This window comes from Rhizobium tropici CIAT 899 (assembly GCF_000330885.1).
Taxonomy (GTDB): Bacteria; Pseudomonadota; Alphaproteobacteria; order Rhizobiales; family Rhizobiaceae; genus Rhizobium; species Rhizobium tropici.
Genome location: NC_020059.1, coordinates 3,185,083 through 3,202,400, shown reverse-complemented (window position 1 = coordinate 3,202,400; position 17,318 = coordinate 3,185,083). Strand labels below are relative to the sequence as shown.

Sequence of the window (17,318 nt, the reverse complement as noted above, 5' to 3'; positions counted from 1 at the left end):
GCCGCCGCAGGCGGCCGCAGTGAAAGAGGAATATCAGTTTGGCTATCTGGCTGGATCAGGCGTCGGAAGGGTTCGAGCAGCAGTTCGCCGCATTCCTGACGACCAAGCGGGAAGTGTCCGAGGATGTGAATGCGGTCGTGCGCGGCATCATCGATGATGTGCGGGCGCGCGGCGATGCAGCCCTTGCGGACTATTCCAAAAAATTCGATGGCGTCGATTTTGCCGTAACGCCGATGCGTGTCACCGAAGCCGAGATCGACGCTGCGATCGCGGCCGTTCCGGCTGAAGTGCTTGGCGCGCTGAAGGTTGCCGCTACCCGCATCGAATCGCATCACCGCCGGCAGCTGCCGAAGGACGATATCTATGAGGACGATCTCGGCGTCGGCCTGGGGTCGCGCTGGACGGCGATCGAGGCCGTCGGCCTCTACGTGCCGGGCGGCACGGCGAGCTATCCGAGCTCGGTGCTGATGAATGCCGTGCCGGCCAAGGTCGCCGGCGTCGAGCGTATCGTCATCGCCGTCCCCACAATGGGCGGCGCCGTCAATCCGGCCGTGCTTGCCGCCGCCCGCATGGCCGGCGTCGAGGAAATCTACCGTATCGGCGGTGCGCAGGCGATCGCGGCCCTTGCCTATGGCACCGAGACGATCAAGCCGGTCTACAAGATCACCGGGCCCGGCAACGCCTATGTGGCGGCAGCCAAGCGCCAGGTGTTCGGCACCGTCGGCATCGACATGATCGCCGGCCCGTCGGAAGTGCTTGTCATCGCCGACAAGAATAACGATCCGGATTGGATCGCCGCCGATCTGCTAGCTCAGGCTGAACATGACGAAAGCGCGCAATCGATCCTGATCACCGACGATGCCGAATTCGGCAGGGCGGTGGAGGCGGCGGTCGAGCGGCAGCTGAAGCGGCTGAGCCGCTCGCAGACGGCGGCGGCGAGCTGGCGGGATTTCGGCGCCGTTATCCTGGTCTCCGATCTGAAGCAGGCGATACCGCTTGCCAACAGAATCGCGGCCGAGCATCTGGAACTTGCGGTCGATGATCCCGAGCCGCTTTTGGCCGGTGTTCGTAACGCCGGCGCGATCTTCGTCGGCCGTCATACGCCCGAAGTGATCGGCGATTATGTCGGCGGCTCAAACCATGTGCTGCCGACGGCCCGCTCGGCGCGTTTCTCGTCCGGGCTCTCGGTGCTCGATTTCGTCAAGCGCACCTCGATCCTGCGGCTTGGGCCGGAGCAGCTTCGCGCGCTTGGGCCGGCGGCGATCGCGCTTGCCAATTCCGAAGGGCTGGATGCACATGCGCGGTCGGTCGCGATCCGCCTCAATCTCGAGGGGTAAGGCATGGCAAAGGGCGTCTTCCGGCTGAGCGATGTGGTCCTGGACGACACGATCGGCCGCTCGACGCCGGATGTCGAGCATGAACGCGCCGTCGCCATTTTCGACCTGATCGAGGAAAACAGCTTCGCGCCCGTCGGACACGAGGGCGGGCCCTATCTGCTGAACCTTTCGCTGGTCGAGCAGAAGCTGGTCTTCGACATCCGCATGGAAGATGGTGGCGTTGTCGCCACCCATATTCTGTCGCTGACGCCGTTTCGCCGGATCGTGAAGGACTATTTCATGATCTGCGAGAGCTATTACGAGGCGATCCGCTCGGCCACGCCAAGCCGCATCGAAGCGATCGACATGGGCCGGCGCGGCATCCACAACGAAGGCTCGCAGACGCTGATGGACCGGCTGAACGGCAAGATCAGCGTGGATTTCGATACGGCGCGCCGGCTCTTCACGCTCGTCTGCGTGCTCTACTGGCGCGGGTGACTGCCATGGACGAGCCACAGGCGATCGAGCACAATGGCAGGTCGTCCGGGGGCAAATCCCCCGGTGCCATCCTCTTCATGTGCGGCCTGAATACCATCCGTTCGCCGATGGCCGAAGCGATCGCTCGGCAGATGCTGCCGCAGGGCACCTATATCGCCTCGGCCGGCGTGCGGGCCGGCGAGCGCAATCCCTTCGTCGATGTCGTGCTTTCCGAGATGGGGCTTTCGCTCGGCCGGCGCCAGCCACAGACCATGGAAGAGCTGGAGGATGATTTCTTCGATGTCATCATCACGCTCTCTCCCGAGGCACATCACGCCGCGCTGGAGCTGACACGGGCCAACGCCGTCGACGTCATCTATTGGCCGACGATAGACCCCTCCGCCACGGACGGAACGCGCGAGCAGATTCTCGATGCCTATCGCGGCGTAAGGGACTATCTTCTCGGTCTCATCGAGAGCAGGCTTGTGGAACATCGTGGCTCGCTTTAGAGCCGCAAGCGAAACAAATGCAGAAACCCTTATCAACGTGGTTCACAAAACCGCGGCGATTGTGTAGTTTCCGCGCAAATTTCCGGCGACCCCCGCTTTTTTGGCATGGGCGCTGGCCCCAACCGACAGGAAAAGAAGCTTTAATGCCGAAAGAAGAAGTCCTCGAATTTCCCGGTGTCGTCACCGAACTCCTGCCGAACGCGACCTTTCGCGTGAAGCTGGAAAACGAGCACGAGATCATCGCCCACACCGCGGGCCGCATGCGCAAGAACCGCATCCGCGTTCTGGCCGGCGACAAGGTGCTGGTGGAAATGACCCCTTACGACCTGACCAAGGGCCGCATCACCTACCGTTTCAAGTAGTCCGCCGCTCGCTGGAGCCGGATGCCGCCGATATTTTCGGCATCATGCTCCGGAGCCGGCTCTCATTCCCGCATGACAGGTCGAGATCTGATGGCGTTGAAACACAAGCTGATACTGGCCTCCGGATCGCCACGTCGCGTCGAGCTCCTGCATCAGTCAGGCATCGAGCCCGCGCGTCTCATGCCGATGGATATCGATGAGGCGCCGAAGAAGTCGGAGCATCCGCGCTCGCTGGCGCGGCGGCTGTCGGCGGAGAAGGGTGATGCCGCCTTTGCGGCCATCAAGAGCGATGCCGCCTGGCAGGGGAGCTATATCCTTTCGGCCGATACGGTCGTCGCCGTCGGGCGGCGCATCCTGCCGAAGGCGGAATTCGTGGACGAGGCTGCTGCTGCTCTGCATCTGCTCTCCGGCCGCGGCCATGTCGTCTATACCGGCATCTGCCTGATTACGCCGGACCGCAAGGCGCGGCAAAAGGTCGTCGAGACCAAGGTTCGCTTCAAGCGTCTCTCCCGTCGTGATATCGACATGTATCTCGCCTCTGGCCAGTGGCGCGGCAAGGCTGGAGCCTATGGCATTCAGGGGCTTGCCGGTTCCTTCGTGCAGAAGCTTGTCGGTTCCTACACCAATGTCGTCGGATTGCCGCTTTATGAAACCATGCTGCTGCTGGCAGGCGAGGGCTTCGATGTCCACGCCGGATGGCAGGAAGGATAGTTGTCATGACGAAAGCTGAAGAGATCAAGGTCGGTTCGAAGGTCGAGCCGTTGCGAAAGGCGCGTCCCTGTCCGGAATGCGGCCGCCCTTCACTGCGTGAGCATTATCCCTTCTGCTCGGATCGCTGCCGCTCCGTCGATCTCTCGCGGTGGCTCAACGGCTCCTATGCCATTCCCGTGACCGAGGACGAGACGAAGGCCGACGGCTCCGATCAGGACTGAATGAGGTTTTCCAAGAGGTTCGATATTGCGAACCTCTTCATTTTGTTCGCGAATTGGCAAAATTCGATTTCCTGTCAAAAAAGAGTCATTTGCGGCTGGACATGGCCGAACAAGATGCTATAACCCCGCTCGCTTCCGGGGTGAACCAACCGCCCAGCGCCTTTCACGGCTCTTCTCTCGACGCGAAGCACGGATGCCCAGATAGCTCAGTTGGTAGAGCAGCGGATTGAAAATCCGCGTGTCGCTGGTTCGATTCCGGCTCTGGGCACCATCTTTTCTCCCCAATCATGCGGACAATGAAGCTCGACGCTGGCTTCGATCAATTCCTCGCCGAGATCGTGTATTTGCAAGAATATGCGGCAATAGGTCGATTGAGGTTGCGTAACCATTGGATGTGCTGCGCCACCGCAACAACTTCGTGGTTGCGTTTCATTAATTCGGTGCATGACCCCATCAAGATATTGATGACATTTGGAATCAAGCGTACGAATTATTGACAGATCACCTATTGATTCGAAACGAGTCATACCGCACTTTAGATACAGCGGGATAAAGTGATCTCGTAAAAGCCGGCGTTAATTGCAATAGCAAGCTACCGAGGCGCCATGTTAAACAACGATGTTCTGTTCAACACGTTCGCCCGTACTTTTGAAGCACGGCGCGAAGTCGAGATGTCATTCTCAGAATACCTGGAAGCCTGCCGGGATGATCCGCTGATGTACGCAAATGCGGCAGAGCGGCTACTGGCAGCCATGGGCGAACCACTGCTGATCGATACGGCCAAGGATACAAGGCTTGGGCGTATCTTCATGAACCGGACCATCCGGACCTATCCGGCTTTTTCGGGCTTTTTCGGCATGGAAGAGACGATCGAACGCATCGTCGCCTTCTTCCGACATGCGGCCCAGGGGCTGGAGGAGCGCAAGCAGATCCTCTATCTGCTCGGGCCTGTCGGCGGCGGCAAGTCATCACTTGCCGAGCGGCTGAAATCATTGATGGAAGTTCATCCCATCTATGTGCTGAAGGCCGGAAACGAGCTGAGTCCGGTCTTCGAAAGCCCGCTCAGCCTGTTCGATCCCGTCACCATGGGGCCGATGATCGAGGAGCGCTATGGCATTCCGCGCCGGCGTCTGACCGGGCTCATGAGCCCCTGGTGCCTCAAGCGGCTGGAAGAGTTCGAAGGCGATATTTCCCGCTTTCGCGTCGTCAGGATACAGCCCTCGAGGCTGCGGCAAATCGCCGTCGCCAAGACAGAACCGGGCGACGAGAACAACCAGGACATCTCCTCGCTGGTCGGCAAGGTGGATATCCGCAAACTCGAAAGTCTCGCGCAGAATGATCCGGATGCCTATAGCTACTCCGGGGCATTGAACCGTGCCAACCAGGGCATTCTCGAATTCGTCGAAATGTTCAAGGCGCCGATCAAGATGCTGCACCCGCTGCTGACGGCGACGCAGGAAGGTAATTACATCGGTACGGAAAATATCGGTGCGATACCCTTCTCCGGCATTATCCTCGCGCACTCAAACGAGTCGGAATGGCAGACATTCAAGGCCAACAAGAACAATGAGGCATTCATCGACCGCATCTGCGTGGTGAAAGTGCCTTATTGCCTCAGGGTCACCGAGGAGCAGAAGATCTATGAGAAGCTGATCGAGGAATCCGAGCTCAGCGACGCGCCCTGCGCGCCGTCGACCCTGGAAACGCTCGCCCGCTTCACGGTTCTGACGCGGCTTTCCAAGCACGAGAATTCGACAGCCTTCTCCAAGCTTCGGGTCTATGACGGCGAGAGCCTGAAGGAGACCGATCCGAGAGCGCGCAGCGTGCAGGAATATCGCGATACGGCAGGCGTCGACGAAGGCATGGATGGAGCCTCCACACGTTTTGCCTTCAAAGTGCTGGCGGCGACCTTCAACTACGATACGACAGAAGTCGGTGCCGATCCGGTGCATCTGATGTACATGCTGGAGCAGGCAATCCGCCGCGAACAGCTGCCGCTTGAAACCGAGAAGCTCTATATCGAGTTTATCAAGAGCGAACTCGGACCACGTTATGCGGAGTTCATCGGCAACGAGATCCAGAAGGCTTATCTGGAATCCTATGCGGATTACGGCCAGAACCTCTTCGATCGCTACGTCGACTATGCTGACGCCTGGATCGAGGATGTGGACTTCAAGGATCCGGATACCGGCCAGCTTCTCGACCGCGAGCTTCTGAACCAGGAGCTTACCAAGATCGAAAAGCCGGCAGGCATCGCCAATCCGAAGGACTTCCGCAACGAGGTCGTCAAGTTCTGCCTGCGGGCGCGAGCGAGCCACGGCGGCAAGAACCCGTCTTGGACCAGCTACGAGAAGATCCGTGAAGTCATCGAGAAGCGGATGTTCTCTCAGGTCGAGGACCTTCTGCCCGTCATTTCGTTCGGTTCCAAGAAGGATGGCGAGACGGAGAAGAAACATGGCGAATTCGTCGAGCGGATGGTCGCGCGGGGTTACACCGAACGGCAGGTCCGGCGCCTTGTGGAATGGTACATGCGTGTGAAACAGGCGGGATGAGCCACCAAGGAAGAAGGAATGCACATTGTTGACAGACGCCTGAACCCAGGCGGAAAAAGTCTGGAAAATCGTCAACGATTTTTGCGAAGAGCAAAAGCGCTGGTGCAGAGAGCGGTCTATGAATCCTCTCAAAATCGCGACATTCAGGACATTCTGAAGGGTGGCGAAGTCAGCATTCCCCTGGATGGAACCGAGGAACCTCGGTTCCATCGTGGCCCCGAAGGCCTGAAGGAGCATATTCTTCCCGGTAATAAGGACTTCATCGAAGGCGATGTTCTGCCGCGGCCAGAAGGTGGCGGCGGCAAGGGTCGCGCCGGTGGTGACGGCTCGGGTGAGGATGCCTTTCGCTTCATCCTGACGCGGGATGAGTTCCTCGATCTTTTCCTCGATGATCTCGAATTGCCCGATCTTGCCAAACGCCGCCTAATGTCGGCGGATCAGATCAACCCGGTGCGCTCAGGCTACTCGGTGACGGGATCTCCCGCCAATCTCGCCATCAACCGCACGATGCGGCTTGCGATGATGCGCCGCGTCGCGCTGCATCGCCCGAAGCCGGAAACGGTCGAAAAGCTCATCGAGGAGGCCGAGGAGTGCACGGATGAGAAGCGCCGCGCACAGCTCGAAGAAGAGATCAAGAGGCTGGAATCGAAGGTCCGGCGCATTCCCTATATCGATCCGATCGACATCCGCTATCGTCGTTTCGAGAACGAGCCGAAACCGGTGGCACAGGCCGTCATGTTCTGTCTGATGGACGTCTCCGGTTCGATGACCGAGCATATGAAGGATCTCGCCAAGCGCTTCTACATGCTGCTCTACATCTTCCTGACCCGGCAGTATCGCCGCGTGGAGATCGTCTTCATCCGCCACACTGACGTCGCCGAGGAGGTGGACGAGGAGACCTTCTTCCGCAGCCCGGCAACAGGCGGCACTCAGGTTTCGAGCGCGCTCGAGCAGATGCGGCAGATCGTGCGGGACCGCTTCCCGGCCTCCGACTGGAACATCTATGCCGCGCAGGCGTCGGATGGCGACAATGCCTATTCCGACAATGCGACGACGGCCGCGCTGATGACGAGTGAGATCCTGCCCGTCTGCCAATATTTCGCCTATCTCGAAGTGGGAGAATCGCGCAGCGTCGCAATCTCGTCCGGCTCGGCGATCTGGTCGCTCTACGAACGGCTGCAGGCAGGCTGGCCGGTGCTTTCCATGCGGCGTGTCAGCGATCGCAGCCAGATCTATCCGGTCTTCCACGATCTCTTCCAGCGCCGGACGGCGGAAACAAGGAGCGGATGATGGCAAAGAAGGCATCGATGGAGCGGCTTTTCGAAGGCGCGGACTGGGATTTCGCCACCATCCAGCGAATTCACGATGCCTGCGAGAAGATCGCCGTTGGCGAGCTTGGTCTCGATGTCTATCCCAACCAGATCGAGATCATCACTGCCGAGCAGATGCTCGACGTCTATTCCTCGATCGGCATGCCGCTATTCTACAAGCATTGGTCCTTCGGCAAGCATTTCGCCCATCACGAAGCTTTCTATCGCAAGGGCCTGCGCGGCCTTGCCTATGAGATCGTCATCAACAGCTCGCCCTGCATTTCCTACTTGATGGAGGAAAACAGTGCGACGATGCAGGCGCTCGTCATCGCGCATGCCGCCTTCGGCCATAATCATTTCTTCAAGAACAATTATCTCTTCAAGCTCTGGACCGATGCCGAAGGCATTCTCGATTATCTCAACTTCGCCAAGAGCTATGTAGCACGCTGCGAGGAGCGCTATGGACACGCTGCCGTCGAGCGCACGCTGGATGCCGCCCATGCGCTGATGTCGCATGGCGTGCATCGCTATGCGGGCAAGAAGACGCCGGACCTGCGCGACGAGGAGAGACGCGAGCGCGAGCGGCGCGAATATGACGAGAAGATCTTCAACGATCTCTGGCGCACGGTTCCGGCCGGCTCCGGCAAGAAGACCCATGATCTCGATCTGGAGCGCCGGCGTGCGCTGGCCGGTCTGCCGCAGGAGAACATCCTCTACTTCCTGGAAAAGATGGCGCCGCGGCTGAAACCCTGGCAGCGCGAGATCATCCGCATCGTGCGGCATGTCGCGCAATATTTCTATCCGCAGAGCCAGACCAAGGTGATGAACGAGGGCACGGCGACCTATGTGCACTATCGCATCATGACGCGGCTGCATGAGCTCGGCGGCATCGGCGACGGCGATTTTCTGGAATTCCTGAAATCGCATACCAACGTGGTTTTCCAGCCGACCTTCAACGATCCCCGCTATTCCGGCCTCAATCCTTACGCGATCGGTTTTGCGATGATGCAGGATATCGAGCGTATCGTGACGAAGCCGGAGGAGGAGGATCGCCAGTGGTTCCCCGAGATCGCCGGCACCGGCGATGCCATGGCGGTGCTGCGAGATCTCTGGGTCAATTATCGCGACGAGAGTTTCGTGGCGCAGTTCCTCAGCCCGCACCTGATGCGCAAGATGCGCATGTTCCAGCTGACAGACGATCCCGAGGAGGAAGAGGGGCTGAGGGTTGCAGCCATTCATGATGAGCGCGGCTACCGACGCATCCGACGCGAGCTGTCGCGACAATATGATGTTGGCTGGATCGATCCGCATATCGAGATCGTCGATGTCGATCTTGCCGGCGACAGGCGGCTGCTCGTCAAGCACACGGTGCTGAACGGCGCGATGCTCGACGATATGGATGCCAAGCGCGTGCTGCAGCATCTGGCCGATCTCTGGAGCTATGACGTGCTGATGCAGGAGGTCGATCGCTCGGGTGCGGTGCTGCGCGATCATCTTGTGCATCCACGGTCTTCGGCGCTCGCGGCGTAAACGCCTCTATCTCCGTTTCATGTCTTCGGCAGCCGCTGATGGCCGCTCACCTGCATGCCATCCTCAGGCTGCAACTTCAGAAAGCCGGGTATGCCGAGCAGCGGGATCACGGCCATCAGCAAGAATGCAATGTGGAATTTCTCCGGCGTCAGCGGCGATCCATCCAAGGTCACCAGCCCCAGCAGCATGGCGGCGACGGAGACGCCGAAGCTGACGCTCAATTGCTGCAGTACGCCGCCCAAGCTGGTGGCGCGGCTGAGCTGTGCTGCAGGGGTATCGGAATAGGATAGGGTATTGGACGTCATGAACTGACCGGCCCGCGCCAGCCCGAAGATGAAAACATAGACGATGATGAACCAGTGCGGCGTGTCGGGCGTGATCAATGCGAAGCCTGCCACGACGGCGGCGCCGAACACGGCGCTCCAGGTGAGCATGCGATCGAAGCCATAGAGCTTCAGCAGTTTTGCCGAGACCGGCCGCACGGCAAGCGCGCTCAAGGCGCTGACGAAGGTCAGCGAGCCCGAGACGATCGGGCTCAAGCCGAAGCCGACCTGCAGCATGAGCGGTAGCAGGAAGGGCACGCCATTCAGCCCGACACGACAGATGCCGCCGGCAAGAGTGCCGATGCGGAAGGTGCGCAGCTTGAAGAGGGTGAGATCCACGGCCGGAGATTCCGCTGTTCTGGCGTAGCGGATGAAGCCGACCAGCAGCAGGCCGGCGGCGGCAAGCGTGAGGAAGATGGCCCAGACCGGAATTGCAGGGCGGCCGATATTCTCGATGCCGTATTGCAGCAGCAGGCAGCCGAGGCCGACCATGACGAAGCCGGGAAAATCGAATCTGATGGTCGCGTCGCGTTCGGTATCCTCGACATAGCGCAGCGCCATGGCCATGCCGATCAGCCCGAAGGGCAGATTTACCCAGAAGATCCAGCGCCAGGACAGATAGGTTGTCAGGAAGCCGCCGAGCACCGGGCCGATGACGGGCCCCATGACAGCAGGCAAGGTCATGTAGGTCATGGCAGTCACGAGTTGGCTGCGCGGGAAACTGCGGATGAGGATGAGGCGCCCGACCGGCGTCATCATGGCGCCGCCGAAGCCCTGCAGCGCGCGCGTGGCGATGAGCATCGGCAGACTGGTCGCCAGGCCGCAGAGAATCGAGCCGATGGTGAAGATGAAGAGGGAAAGCGTGAAGATGCGCCGGGCGCCGAAGCGATCCGCGAACCAGCCGCTCACCGGAATGAACATGGCAAGCGTCAGAATATAGGTCGTGACAGCCAGATTCATGCGAAGCGGCGTCGTATCGAGGCTCCTGGCGATATCGGGAACGGCGGTGACGAGGATGGTCGAATCCAGCTGCTCCATTAGGAAGGCGACGGCGACCACGGCGGGGATGATGTAGCGCAGGCGGGGATTGCGTTCGACCGCAAAAGTCTGGCCCTGCGGATTGGGATCTATCGAATCCATGGAATGTAACGGCTTTCCAACGCCAGGCTGGGGACCGGCGCGTTTGACGATTTGCATGAATCCCTTCGGAAACCGCCTCGTGCTCTCGGGAAACATGGTGCTGGCGGCCGGTGATCCGCCGGCCTTCGGAATCGTTACCTATATGAGCATCATCCCGGGCGCGGTGCAACAGGAACACAGCCTTTTGAATCCCCGGAAATCCATATGATCAGTTGGTCGATGGGGGAGAGGGCAACGTCCAGCGTGCCTTGTCGAAGACGATCGCGGTTCGGAGCTGCTCCGGCGAGGTTCTGCGCAATTCCAGCTGCAGGTTGAAATTGTTGTTGCTCTGGAATTCCTTGAAAAAGGCAAGCTTGGCGCCGAAGGCTTGCAGCGTCACGTCCTGCAGCTTGCCGATCGCCTCAAGCGCGGCCTGAAAGTCCAACCAATGGGTCTCGTTCAGCAACAGGACGACGGTATCGACAAAAGTGCCGGCAACGGCCTTTCCGTCGTCATTGTCCGGCATGATGACCTTGATGCGGATGGCATCGATTTCACCTGATGGTTTGCCCCTGGCGATGATGAAGAAGGAAGCCGCCTTGGGATCGCCATAGGCGCCCTTCTGGACGGCATAGCTGCATTCCGAAGTGCCGGCGCCCAGCTCGCTTTGCCGCCATTCGCCCACGGACAGGCCGAACTTTTGAAGATCGGCGCAAAGCGTCTGGCCCGATATTCGCCAGCTTCGCACGAAGGCACTCAGCAGCGCGTCGATAGGCTCGTCCAGCAGATGGGATCTTTTCTTGACGAATGGCTTGGCGGTGACGGTCGCCGGCTTGACGCGGACGCTGCTTGATGCCGGGGCTGATGTCTTCGGCGCCGCTGCCGGAGGCGTGGCTGCGTGAGATGGCTGCTGTTCCTGGACGGGGGCGGTTGGCGCTGCTGCGTGTTGTTCCGGTTTCGGAAACAGATTGAGATGATAACGATCATCCAGCGCCCGCAGATTGCGCATATCGTTAGCCAGGAGCGCGGTTGCGAGAATGATCGAACCGATGACAACGGCGGCAATCCAAAAGACAGCTCTGCTTTTCTTGCGAGGTGGCGCCACCGACATGGTTCAGATCACAGCTACTCCCGAGGAAACTTACCTTGCTGCAATAACTGTATGTTGCGCAGCCATGTTCATGACTACAGCATATGCGTTTATGAACGATTGATCATTCTAATGTTTCTTTGTCAATTCATGATGTTGCTGAAAGCGGACCGCGCTCTTGCGCAGTAAGTTTTTCCGGCTTTCTGCACGTTCTTGTCGCGGAACCGCTGCACGCCTCGGTGCAGCCTTCTCTAGGCGAAATATGTCTTGAGTGCCTTGACGGTGGCGGCATCCGTGCGGCGGGCCGATGGCGCCGAGAAGCCAAGGGTGATGGCTCGCTGATCCATCTCGAAGACGGGTGCCGAGCAGGAGGCATGGATCTCGCTGATCTGCAGGCGCGGCCATAGCTGGCCGACCGTCGCAAGCGTCACGCCGGAGCCGGGCATGATGGAGATGCGACCGGCGGCGGCTGCAATCGCCTGTTCGAGCATGGCGAGCCCTTCCGCCGCGGTCTTTGCGCCGCCGGATGTCAGGATGCGCTCGAAGCCGAGGGCGATCGCGGCACCAACGGCTTCCACGACGTCGGGCACCAGATCGAAGGCGCGGTGCAACGTCTTGCCGAGGCCTTCCGCATGGGCGGTGAGGGCCGTAAGCATGTCAACATCAAGTCGCCCATCGGGCAGGGAGGCACCGAGCACGACGCCCGCCAGGCCAACGGCCCGCGCCGCATCGATGTCGCGCTTCATGATGTCAAGTTCGTCCGCCGAGTAGACGAAGCCGCCGGCGCGCGGACGGATAATGGCGTAAGCCGGGACGGGCATCCTCGCCGCTGCGGTCATCAGCCCGGCACTCGGCGTCAGCCCACCAAGAGGAAGCGCGCTGCAAAGCTCGATGCGATCGCCGCCGCCCTCGACGGCGGCCTTCAGGCCGGCAATATCCTCGACGCAGACCTCAAGCAGCATGGCCGCGCTCCCCGGCATATTGCAGACCCAGCAGGGCGGCGCCGATGAGGCCCGGTTCAGGCTTGCACTCGCTCGGCACGACGAGAGGCCGGCCGAACTTGCGTAGGATGCGGGCACGTACTGCCTCGTCCAGTCGTGCCAGGAGCGGTTCGACGTTGGAAAGGCCGCCGCCAACGGGCACGATGGTCGCGCCGGTTATGTTGATGGTCAGCGCCAGCGGCGAGGCGACCAGATCGACCATCACGTCGATCGTGCGTTCCGCGCGGCTTTCGCCCTTCAGCCAGTCGCCGATGATCTCTTCGCTGGAGAGTTCCAGGTCGTGAAGCGTCTTGTGCAGGCGTTCGATACCGCGGGCACCACCGACCGTGTCGACGCAGCCCTTCTGGCCGCAGCCGCAGGCATAGGCGGGAATGGCAACTGGCGGATTGCCAGCGAAGCAGGCGATGATCGGGCCGTGGCCCCATTCCCCGGCAAAGCCGCCGGCTGCATTGACCAGCCGGCCATCCGCGACAAGGCCACCGCCGACGCCGGTGCCGAGAATGGCGCCGAACACGATGCGATGGCCGCGGCCTGCGCCCGACATGGCTTCGGCCATGGCGAAGCAATCGGCATCGTTGGCAATCAGCACGGGATAGCCGAGTTCCGCTTCGAGGTCAGCGGCAAGGTGCCGGCCGTGAATGCAGGGAATATTGGCGCAGGTGAGCGCCTGCGTATCGGGATCGACGACGCCGGCGATGGAGAAGGAGAGGCGATCAGGCTTGTCTTGCGCCTCCGCGATCACGTCGCGCAGAGCGGCAACGAATTCGGCGAAGTCATGCCTGGGCGTCGGGCGCCGCGCCAGCGGAACGATATCCGTCATGGAGCGGGCGATGCCGCCTTTGATGGCGCTGCCGCCGATGTCGAAGGAAACGATCATGGATATCGACCCGCTGGAAACATGGCGCACTTGCTCGCACCCTTTGCCGGTCTTTGCAAGATCAATCGGGTGGGCCAATCCTTCCGGGGCGGGCAGCCGTCAATCCGTTGTCTTAAGCGGCAAGGTGATTCTTGCTTCGAAGCCATCGGCCCTGCCGGTCGCCGGCGAGAGTAGATCGAGATGACCGCCGATCTGGCCCACGATGCGCTCGACGATCGACAATCCCAAGCCTGAGCCCGCCGCTTTCGTCTTGCCGCGCCAGAAACGCTTCTTCAGGCCGGCAAGCTCATGGGCGGATAGCACGGCGCCGCCATTGACGACCTGGACGGTGCGATCGTCGACTCTGACCGTCACTTCCTCATCGGCCGGGCCGTGGATCAAAGCGTTTTCGATCAGATTGCGGATCACGATCGCAAAGGCGTCGATATCGACATTGCGGAGCAATTTTCCCGAAGTCTCGTTCTCCAACAGGACGCGGCCCGCCGTGCCGGTATCGCGGTCGTAATCGCCGATGACGGTTTCGATGACGGCCGTAAGATCGGCCGGTTTGTCGCCGGTGCCAATACCGGCTTGGGCACGAGAGAGCTGCAGCAGCTTTTCGGCCAGCCGGCCGAGATTGGAGAGAGACGTTTCGATGCGGCCGGCGCGTTCCGCCAGTTGCCCTTGCGGCAGTTCGGCGATCAGCCGCTGCGTCTGGGCAAGCGCTCCCGCAATCGGTGTGCGCAGTTCATGGGCGCTGTTGGCGGTGAATTCCCGCTCCGCTTCAAGGGCGAGCCGCAGGCGTTCGAGCAGCAGGTTGACGGAACGGGCGATCGGCTGCAGTTCGAGCGGCAGCGTTTCGCTCTCGAGGGGCGCCATGTTGCCGCCGTCCTTGGTGGCGATCTCGGAGCGCAAGCGGTCGATCGGCCGCAGCGATCGGCCAACGATGATGCCGATGGCAATGATGCTCGCCGGAATGAGCGCCAGCAGCGGCCAGAGCAGCGCGACGCCGCTCTCGCGCAATGCCTCGCGGCGATTCTTGAAGGCATCGGCGACATGCAGGAAGATCGTCCCATCAGCCGAGGATTCCGTATAGATCCGGTATCGTGATGTATTGTGGAAGCCGATTGCCAGCGGCACCTCATAGGCGGTTGGAGGGGCATCGTGGGAATGCAGGATGACCTTGCCGTTCCCATCGAGCACTTGGTAGGTAAGATATTCGCGGTTCAGCCCCTTGTTGAGCGCTTCCAGGCTCTGGGGATCGCCGGAATGGTCGCGGTTGGCGAGATCGTCGAGCACCAGCGGCAGTAGACGCTCGGCGGTTTCCTGCAATGCGCCGTCGAAGGTTTCCGAGAGTTCCTTGTTGACGACATAAACGCCAATGCCGACCGCGATCAGCCAGAAGATGACGACCGTACCGGTCAGCGCCGTGATCAGACGCCGGGTGATGCTGGCGCGGCTCGCGGTTTTGGCCTCACTCATCGTTCGCCCAGGCAATAGCCGACACCGCGGGCCGTCTTTATGCGATCCTTGCCGATCTTCTTGCGCAGGCGGCTGACATAGACTTCCACCGTATTGCTCTCGATCTCGGAGCCGAAGGCATAGAGCGCTTCCTCTATCTTGTCCTTGGAGACGATGGCGCCCGGCCGCGTGATCAGCAGGTCGAGCACGGCCCATTCCCGGCCTGTCAGGATGACATCCTTGCCTGCCAGCTTGACGCGGCGCTGCGGTTGATCGATTTCCAGGTCGTCGAAGCGCAGGGTCGGCTGCGGGCTGCCCGCATACCGTCGGGCAACCGCCAGGATGCGGGCCGTGAGTTCGCCGAGATTGAACGGCTTGACGAGATAATCGTCGGCACCGCTGTTCAGGCCCTCTATCCGGTCGGAAATCTGGTCGCGTGCCGTCAGGATGATGACCGGGGTTTCATCCGGCCTGCGGCGCAGCCGCTTCAAGAAATCGATGCCGCTGCCGTCCGGAAGTTGCAGATCCAGCAGGACGAGGCCGTATTGCACGGCGCTGGTGACCTCTTCCGCATCGGCTAGGTTCTTGACCCAATCCACGGCGTGAGGCCCTGCCGCGATATGGTCGCGAACCGCACCGCCGATCGTATCGTCGTCCTCCACCACAAGAATGCGCACCTGCACCTCTCAACCGTTGAACGTACTTCAGTTAATGCCGACGGACCTATCGGGTCAATAACGGCTGAAATAAGCCATGGCTGGATGCACAGTTCATGGCTCGCTAACACAGCGAAAACGTTCCCGGTACCTATGGACAGACAGAAACGCGATGGTTACTTGTGCGGAGAATGAGGCGGCACGGGTGCCGCCGGAGGCTATCGGAGGATCTCGGTCATGCTGAAGGGAATTTCCCCGCTGTTGAATGCGGATGTGCTTTACGCACTCAAATCCATGGGGCATGGCGATATGCTCGCTGTCGTCGACACGAATTTCCCCGCCGAATCGGTCGCAAGCCAGACCGTTCTGGGCGAGCTACTGCGTATCGACAACGTGTCGTCTGCCGAAGCGGTTGCGGCGATCCTGTCGCTGATGCCGCTCGATACTTTCATCGATGATGCGGCGGCACGCATGGAAGTGGTTGGTGCGCCGGATGAGGTGCCGCAGGTGCAGCGTGAAGTTCAGGCTGTGATCGACAAGGCCGAGGGCAAGCATTGGCCGCTGACGCCGGTCGAGCGTTTTGCCTTCTATGAGCGTGCCAAGGATGCCTTTTGCGTCATTCAGACCGGCGAGCGCCGTTTCTACGGTTGTTTTACCTTGACCAAGGGCGTCATCCCGCCGGAAGCTGAGTGATCAGGCACGCTTGATCCGGATGGCGGCAAGGGCGCTGTTTCGATAAAGGAAGGCGATGGCGAGAAAGCTGGATTCCCAGGGACGGCTTGATGATGCGGCGCGAGCCGGTTGGCTCTATTATGTTGCCGGCCGCACGCAGGACGAAATCGCCGTCGCGATGGGAGTATCCAGGCAGTCGGCCCAGCGGCTGGTGTCGCTTGCCGTCGCCGAGCGGCTGATCAAGGTCCGGCTGGACCATCCGATCGCCGCGTGTCTGGAATATGCGGCAGAGCTCAAGAAGAAATTCAATCTGCGGCATGTCGATATCGTGCCGAGCGATTCAGACAGCACATCCTCCACCATTGGCATTGCCGAAGCGGGTGCTGCCGAAATCGAGCGCTGGCTGCGGCGGCCCGACCCGATCGTGCTGGCGATCGGCACGGGGCGCACGCTGAAGGCTGCGGTCGATCAGCTGCCGGCGATCGAATGTCTGCAGCACCGGGTTGTGTCGCTGACGGGCAATATCGGCCCCGACGGTTCGGCCGCCTACTACAACGTCATTTTCAGCATGGCCGACGTCGTCAAGGCGCGGCATTTTCCGATGCCGCTGCCGGTACTGGTGTCTTCCGCAGAGGAGCGCGAACTGTTGCATGCGCAGGCACTGGTGCGCTCGACACTCGATATCAGCGCGCAGGCCGACGTGACCTTCGTCGGCATCGGCGAGATGGGTGTCGAGGCGCCGCTCTGTCTCGACGGCTTTCTCGAGAGGGACGAGATGCTTGCCCTGATGGATCGGGGCGCTGCCGGCGAGATCTGCGGATGGGTTTTCGATGGCAATGGCAAGCTCATGCCCGATGATGTCAACGAGCGCGTCGCCAGTGCGCCCTTGCCGTCGCGCGATACCTGCAGCGTCATCGGAATCGCCAAGGGCCGACGCAAATTCGAGGCAATCAAGGCGGCCGTCGTCGGTCAGCAGATCAATGGTTTGATCACCGACGAGGCAGTTGCCGAATTTTTGCTCAAGGCGTGAGCAAAAAATTTAACTCATAAAAACAAAAGGATAGGCTGCTTGCTCGGCAATGCAGCAACGAATCTGCATTGACATTTTGTCGCAAGAAGTGAGTAATTGCCCACGAGCAAAGCGAATGCTCA

The 17,318-nt window shown here is 60.6% G+C and carries 17 protein-coding genes and 1 tRNA gene; 12 read left to right on the top strand and 6 right to left on the bottom strand.

Annotated elements, in window-relative coordinates; translation table 11 throughout:
* The first annotated feature begins 38 nt into the window (after positions 1-38).
* The 10 genes from hisD to RTCIAT899_RS15675 all read left to right on the top strand — a co-directional run bounded on the left by hisD (position 39) and on the right by RTCIAT899_RS15675 (position 8,988).
* Complete coding sequence (gene hisD, locus RTCIAT899_RS15725) at positions 39-1,337, top strand: histidinol dehydrogenase (protein ID WP_015341225.1); 1,299 nt, start codon at positions 39-41, stop codon at positions 1,335-1,337.
* Positions 1,338-1,340: 3 nt separating this feature from the next.
* Positions 1,341-1,814 carry a UPF0262 family protein gene (locus tag RTCIAT899_RS15720; RefSeq protein WP_015341224.1) on the top strand — a complete coding sequence of 158 codons (474 nt, stop codon included), beginning with the start codon at positions 1,341-1,343 and terminating at the stop codon, positions 1,812-1,814.
* Between the two features lie 5 nt (positions 1,815-1,819).
* Positions 1,820-2,302 (top strand): arsenate-mycothiol transferase ArsC, encoded by a 483-nt coding sequence (locus RTCIAT899_RS15715; protein WP_015341223.1) that lies wholly within the window; start codon positions 1,820-1,822, stop codon positions 2,300-2,302.
* 143 nt (positions 2,303-2,445) lie between these two features.
* Positions 2,446-2,664 carry a translation initiation factor IF-1 gene (infA, locus tag RTCIAT899_RS15710; protein ID WP_004117876.1) on the top strand — a complete coding sequence of 73 codons (219 nt, stop codon included), beginning with the start codon at positions 2,446-2,448 and terminating at the stop codon, positions 2,662-2,664.
* A 90-nt stretch (positions 2,665-2,754) separates the two neighbouring features.
* Complete coding sequence (locus RTCIAT899_RS15705) at positions 2,755-3,375, top strand: Maf-like protein (protein ID WP_041677682.1); 621 nt, start codon at positions 2,755-2,757, stop codon at positions 3,373-3,375.
* 5 nt (positions 3,376-3,380) lie between these two features.
* A complete protein-coding gene (gene yacG / locus RTCIAT899_RS15700) occupies positions 3,381-3,596 on the top strand; it encodes a DNA gyrase inhibitor YacG (RefSeq protein ID WP_015341221.1) in 216 nt (71 codons plus the stop codon).
* Between the two features lie 195 nt (positions 3,597-3,791).
* Positions 3,792-3,867 (top strand) — tRNA-Phe (locus RTCIAT899_RS15695).
* Positions 3,868-4,201: 334 nt separating this feature from the next.
* Positions 4,202-6,148 carry a PrkA family serine protein kinase gene (locus tag RTCIAT899_RS15685; RefSeq protein WP_015341220.1) on the top strand — a complete coding sequence of 649 codons (1,947 nt, stop codon included), beginning with the start codon at positions 4,202-4,204 and terminating at the stop codon, positions 6,146-6,148.
* 18 nt (positions 6,149-6,166) lie between these two features.
* On the top strand, positions 6,167-7,438 hold the full coding sequence (locus tag RTCIAT899_RS15680; protein WP_015341219.1) for a YeaH/YhbH family protein: 1,272 nt from the start codon (positions 6,167-6,169) through the stop codon (positions 7,436-7,438).
* Positions 7,438-8,988, top strand: a complete 1,551-nt coding sequence (locus tag RTCIAT899_RS15675) for a SpoVR family protein (RefSeq protein ID WP_015341218.1) — start codon at positions 7,438-7,440, stop codon at positions 8,986-8,988. The genes RTCIAT899_RS15680 and RTCIAT899_RS15675 overlap by 1 nt, the downstream gene beginning before the upstream one ends.
* Before the next feature lie 17 nt (positions 8,989-9,005).
* On the opposite strand, the gene RTCIAT899_RS15670 is transcribed toward RTCIAT899_RS15675, so the two are convergent.
* From RTCIAT899_RS15670 to RTCIAT899_RS15640, 6 genes are all read right to left on the bottom strand, one after another.
* Positions 9,006-10,451, bottom strand: a complete 1,446-nt coding sequence (locus RTCIAT899_RS15670) for a DHA2 family efflux MFS transporter permease subunit (protein WP_015341217.1) — start codon at positions 10,449-10,451, stop codon at positions 9,006-9,008.
* Positions 10,452-10,659: 208 nt separating this feature from the next.
* Positions 10,660-11,541 (bottom strand): DUF6030 family protein, encoded by an 882-nt coding sequence (locus RTCIAT899_RS15660; RefSeq protein WP_015341216.1) that lies wholly within the window; start codon positions 11,539-11,541, stop codon positions 10,660-10,662.
* A 230-nt stretch (positions 11,542-11,771) separates the two neighbouring features.
* Entirely contained in the window at positions 11,772-12,482 is a 711-nt protein-coding gene (locus RTCIAT899_RS15655; protein WP_015341215.1) for a copper homeostasis protein CutC, read from the bottom strand.
* Positions 12,472-13,398, bottom strand: a complete 927-nt coding sequence (locus tag RTCIAT899_RS15650) for an ROK family protein (protein ID WP_015341214.1) — start codon at positions 13,396-13,398, stop codon at positions 12,472-12,474. Before RTCIAT899_RS15650 ends, RTCIAT899_RS15655 begins: the two co-directional genes overlap by 11 nt.
* A 99-nt stretch (positions 13,399-13,497) precedes the next feature.
* Positions 13,498-14,859, bottom strand: coding sequence for an ATP-binding protein (locus RTCIAT899_RS15645; RefSeq protein ID WP_015341213.1), 1,362 nt, complete (start codon positions 14,857-14,859; stop codon positions 13,498-13,500).
* Positions 14,856-15,515, bottom strand: coding sequence for a response regulator (locus RTCIAT899_RS15640; RefSeq protein WP_015341212.1), 660 nt, complete (start codon positions 15,513-15,515; stop codon positions 14,856-14,858). Before RTCIAT899_RS15640 ends, RTCIAT899_RS15645 begins: the two co-directional genes overlap by 4 nt.
* A 216-nt stretch (positions 15,516-15,731) precedes the next feature.
* Between RTCIAT899_RS15640 and RTCIAT899_RS15635 the strand changes: the two genes are divergently transcribed.
* Together RTCIAT899_RS15635 and RTCIAT899_RS15630 are read left to right on the top strand one after the other, a co-directional pair.
* Positions 15,732-16,187 carry an RbsD/FucU family protein gene (locus RTCIAT899_RS15635; RefSeq protein WP_015341211.1) on the top strand — a complete coding sequence of 152 codons (456 nt, stop codon included), beginning with the start codon at positions 15,732-15,734 and terminating at the stop codon, positions 16,185-16,187.
* A gap of 55 nt (positions 16,188-16,242) precedes the next feature.
* On the top strand, positions 16,243-17,196 hold the full coding sequence (locus tag RTCIAT899_RS15630) for a sugar-binding transcriptional regulator (RefSeq protein ID WP_015341210.1): 954 nt from the start codon (positions 16,243-16,245) through the stop codon (positions 17,194-17,196).
* Positions 17,197-17,318 lie beyond the last annotated feature (122 nt).

What these genes read in the sequence shown, in the direction of transcription:
- RTCIAT899_RS15635 (WP_015341211.1), top strand. Translation starts at nt 15,732, where the DNA reads ATGCTGAAGGGAATTTCCCCGCTGTTGAATGCGGATGTGCTTTACGCA.
- RTCIAT899_RS15715 (WP_015341223.1), top strand. Translation starts at nt 1,820, where the DNA reads ATGGACGAGCCACAGGCGATCGAGCACAATGGCAGGTCGTCCGGGGGC.
- RTCIAT899_RS15650 (WP_015341214.1), bottom strand. Translation starts at nt 13,398, where the DNA reads ATGATCGTTTCCTTCGACATCGGCGGCAGCGCCATCAAAGGCGGCATC.
- RTCIAT899_RS15655 (WP_015341215.1), bottom strand. Translation starts at nt 12,482, where the DNA reads ATGCTGCTTGAGGTCTGCGTCGAGGATATTGCCGGCCTGAAGGCCGCC.
- RTCIAT899_RS15660 (WP_015341216.1), bottom strand. Translation starts at nt 11,541, where the DNA reads ATGTCGGTGGCGCCACCTCGCAAGAAAAGCAGAGCTGTCTTTTGGATT.
- RTCIAT899_RS15675 (WP_015341218.1), top strand. Translation starts at nt 7,438, where the DNA reads ATGGCAAAGAAGGCATCGATGGAGCGGCTTTTCGAAGGCGCGGACTGG.
- infA (WP_004117876.1), top strand. Translation starts at nt 2,446, where the DNA reads ATGCCGAAAGAAGAAGTCCTCGAATTTCCCGGTGTCGTCACCGAACTC.
- RTCIAT899_RS15685 (WP_015341220.1), top strand. Translation starts at nt 4,202, where the DNA reads ATGTTAAACAACGATGTTCTGTTCAACACGTTCGCCCGTACTTTTGAA.
- RTCIAT899_RS15705 (WP_041677682.1), top strand. Translation starts at nt 2,755, where the DNA reads ATGGCGTTGAAACACAAGCTGATACTGGCCTCCGGATCGCCACGTCGC.
- RTCIAT899_RS15645 (WP_015341213.1), bottom strand. Translation starts at nt 14,859, where the DNA reads ATGAGTGAGGCCAAAACCGCGAGCCGCGCCAGCATCACCCGGCGTCTG.
- RTCIAT899_RS15670 (WP_015341217.1), bottom strand. Translation starts at nt 10,451, where the DNA reads ATGGATTCGATAGATCCCAATCCGCAGGGCCAGACTTTTGCGGTCGAA.
- RTCIAT899_RS15630 (WP_015341210.1), top strand. Translation starts at nt 16,243, where the DNA reads ATGGCGAGAAAGCTGGATTCCCAGGGACGGCTTGATGATGCGGCGCGA.
- RTCIAT899_RS15680 (WP_015341219.1), top strand. Translation starts at nt 6,167, where the DNA reads ATGCACATTGTTGACAGACGCCTGAACCCAGGCGGAAAAAGTCTGGAA.
- RTCIAT899_RS15720 (WP_015341224.1), top strand. Translation starts at nt 1,341, where the DNA reads ATGGCAAAGGGCGTCTTCCGGCTGAGCGATGTGGTCCTGGACGACACG.
- yacG (WP_015341221.1), top strand. Translation starts at nt 3,381, where the DNA reads ATGACGAAAGCTGAAGAGATCAAGGTCGGTTCGAAGGTCGAGCCGTTG.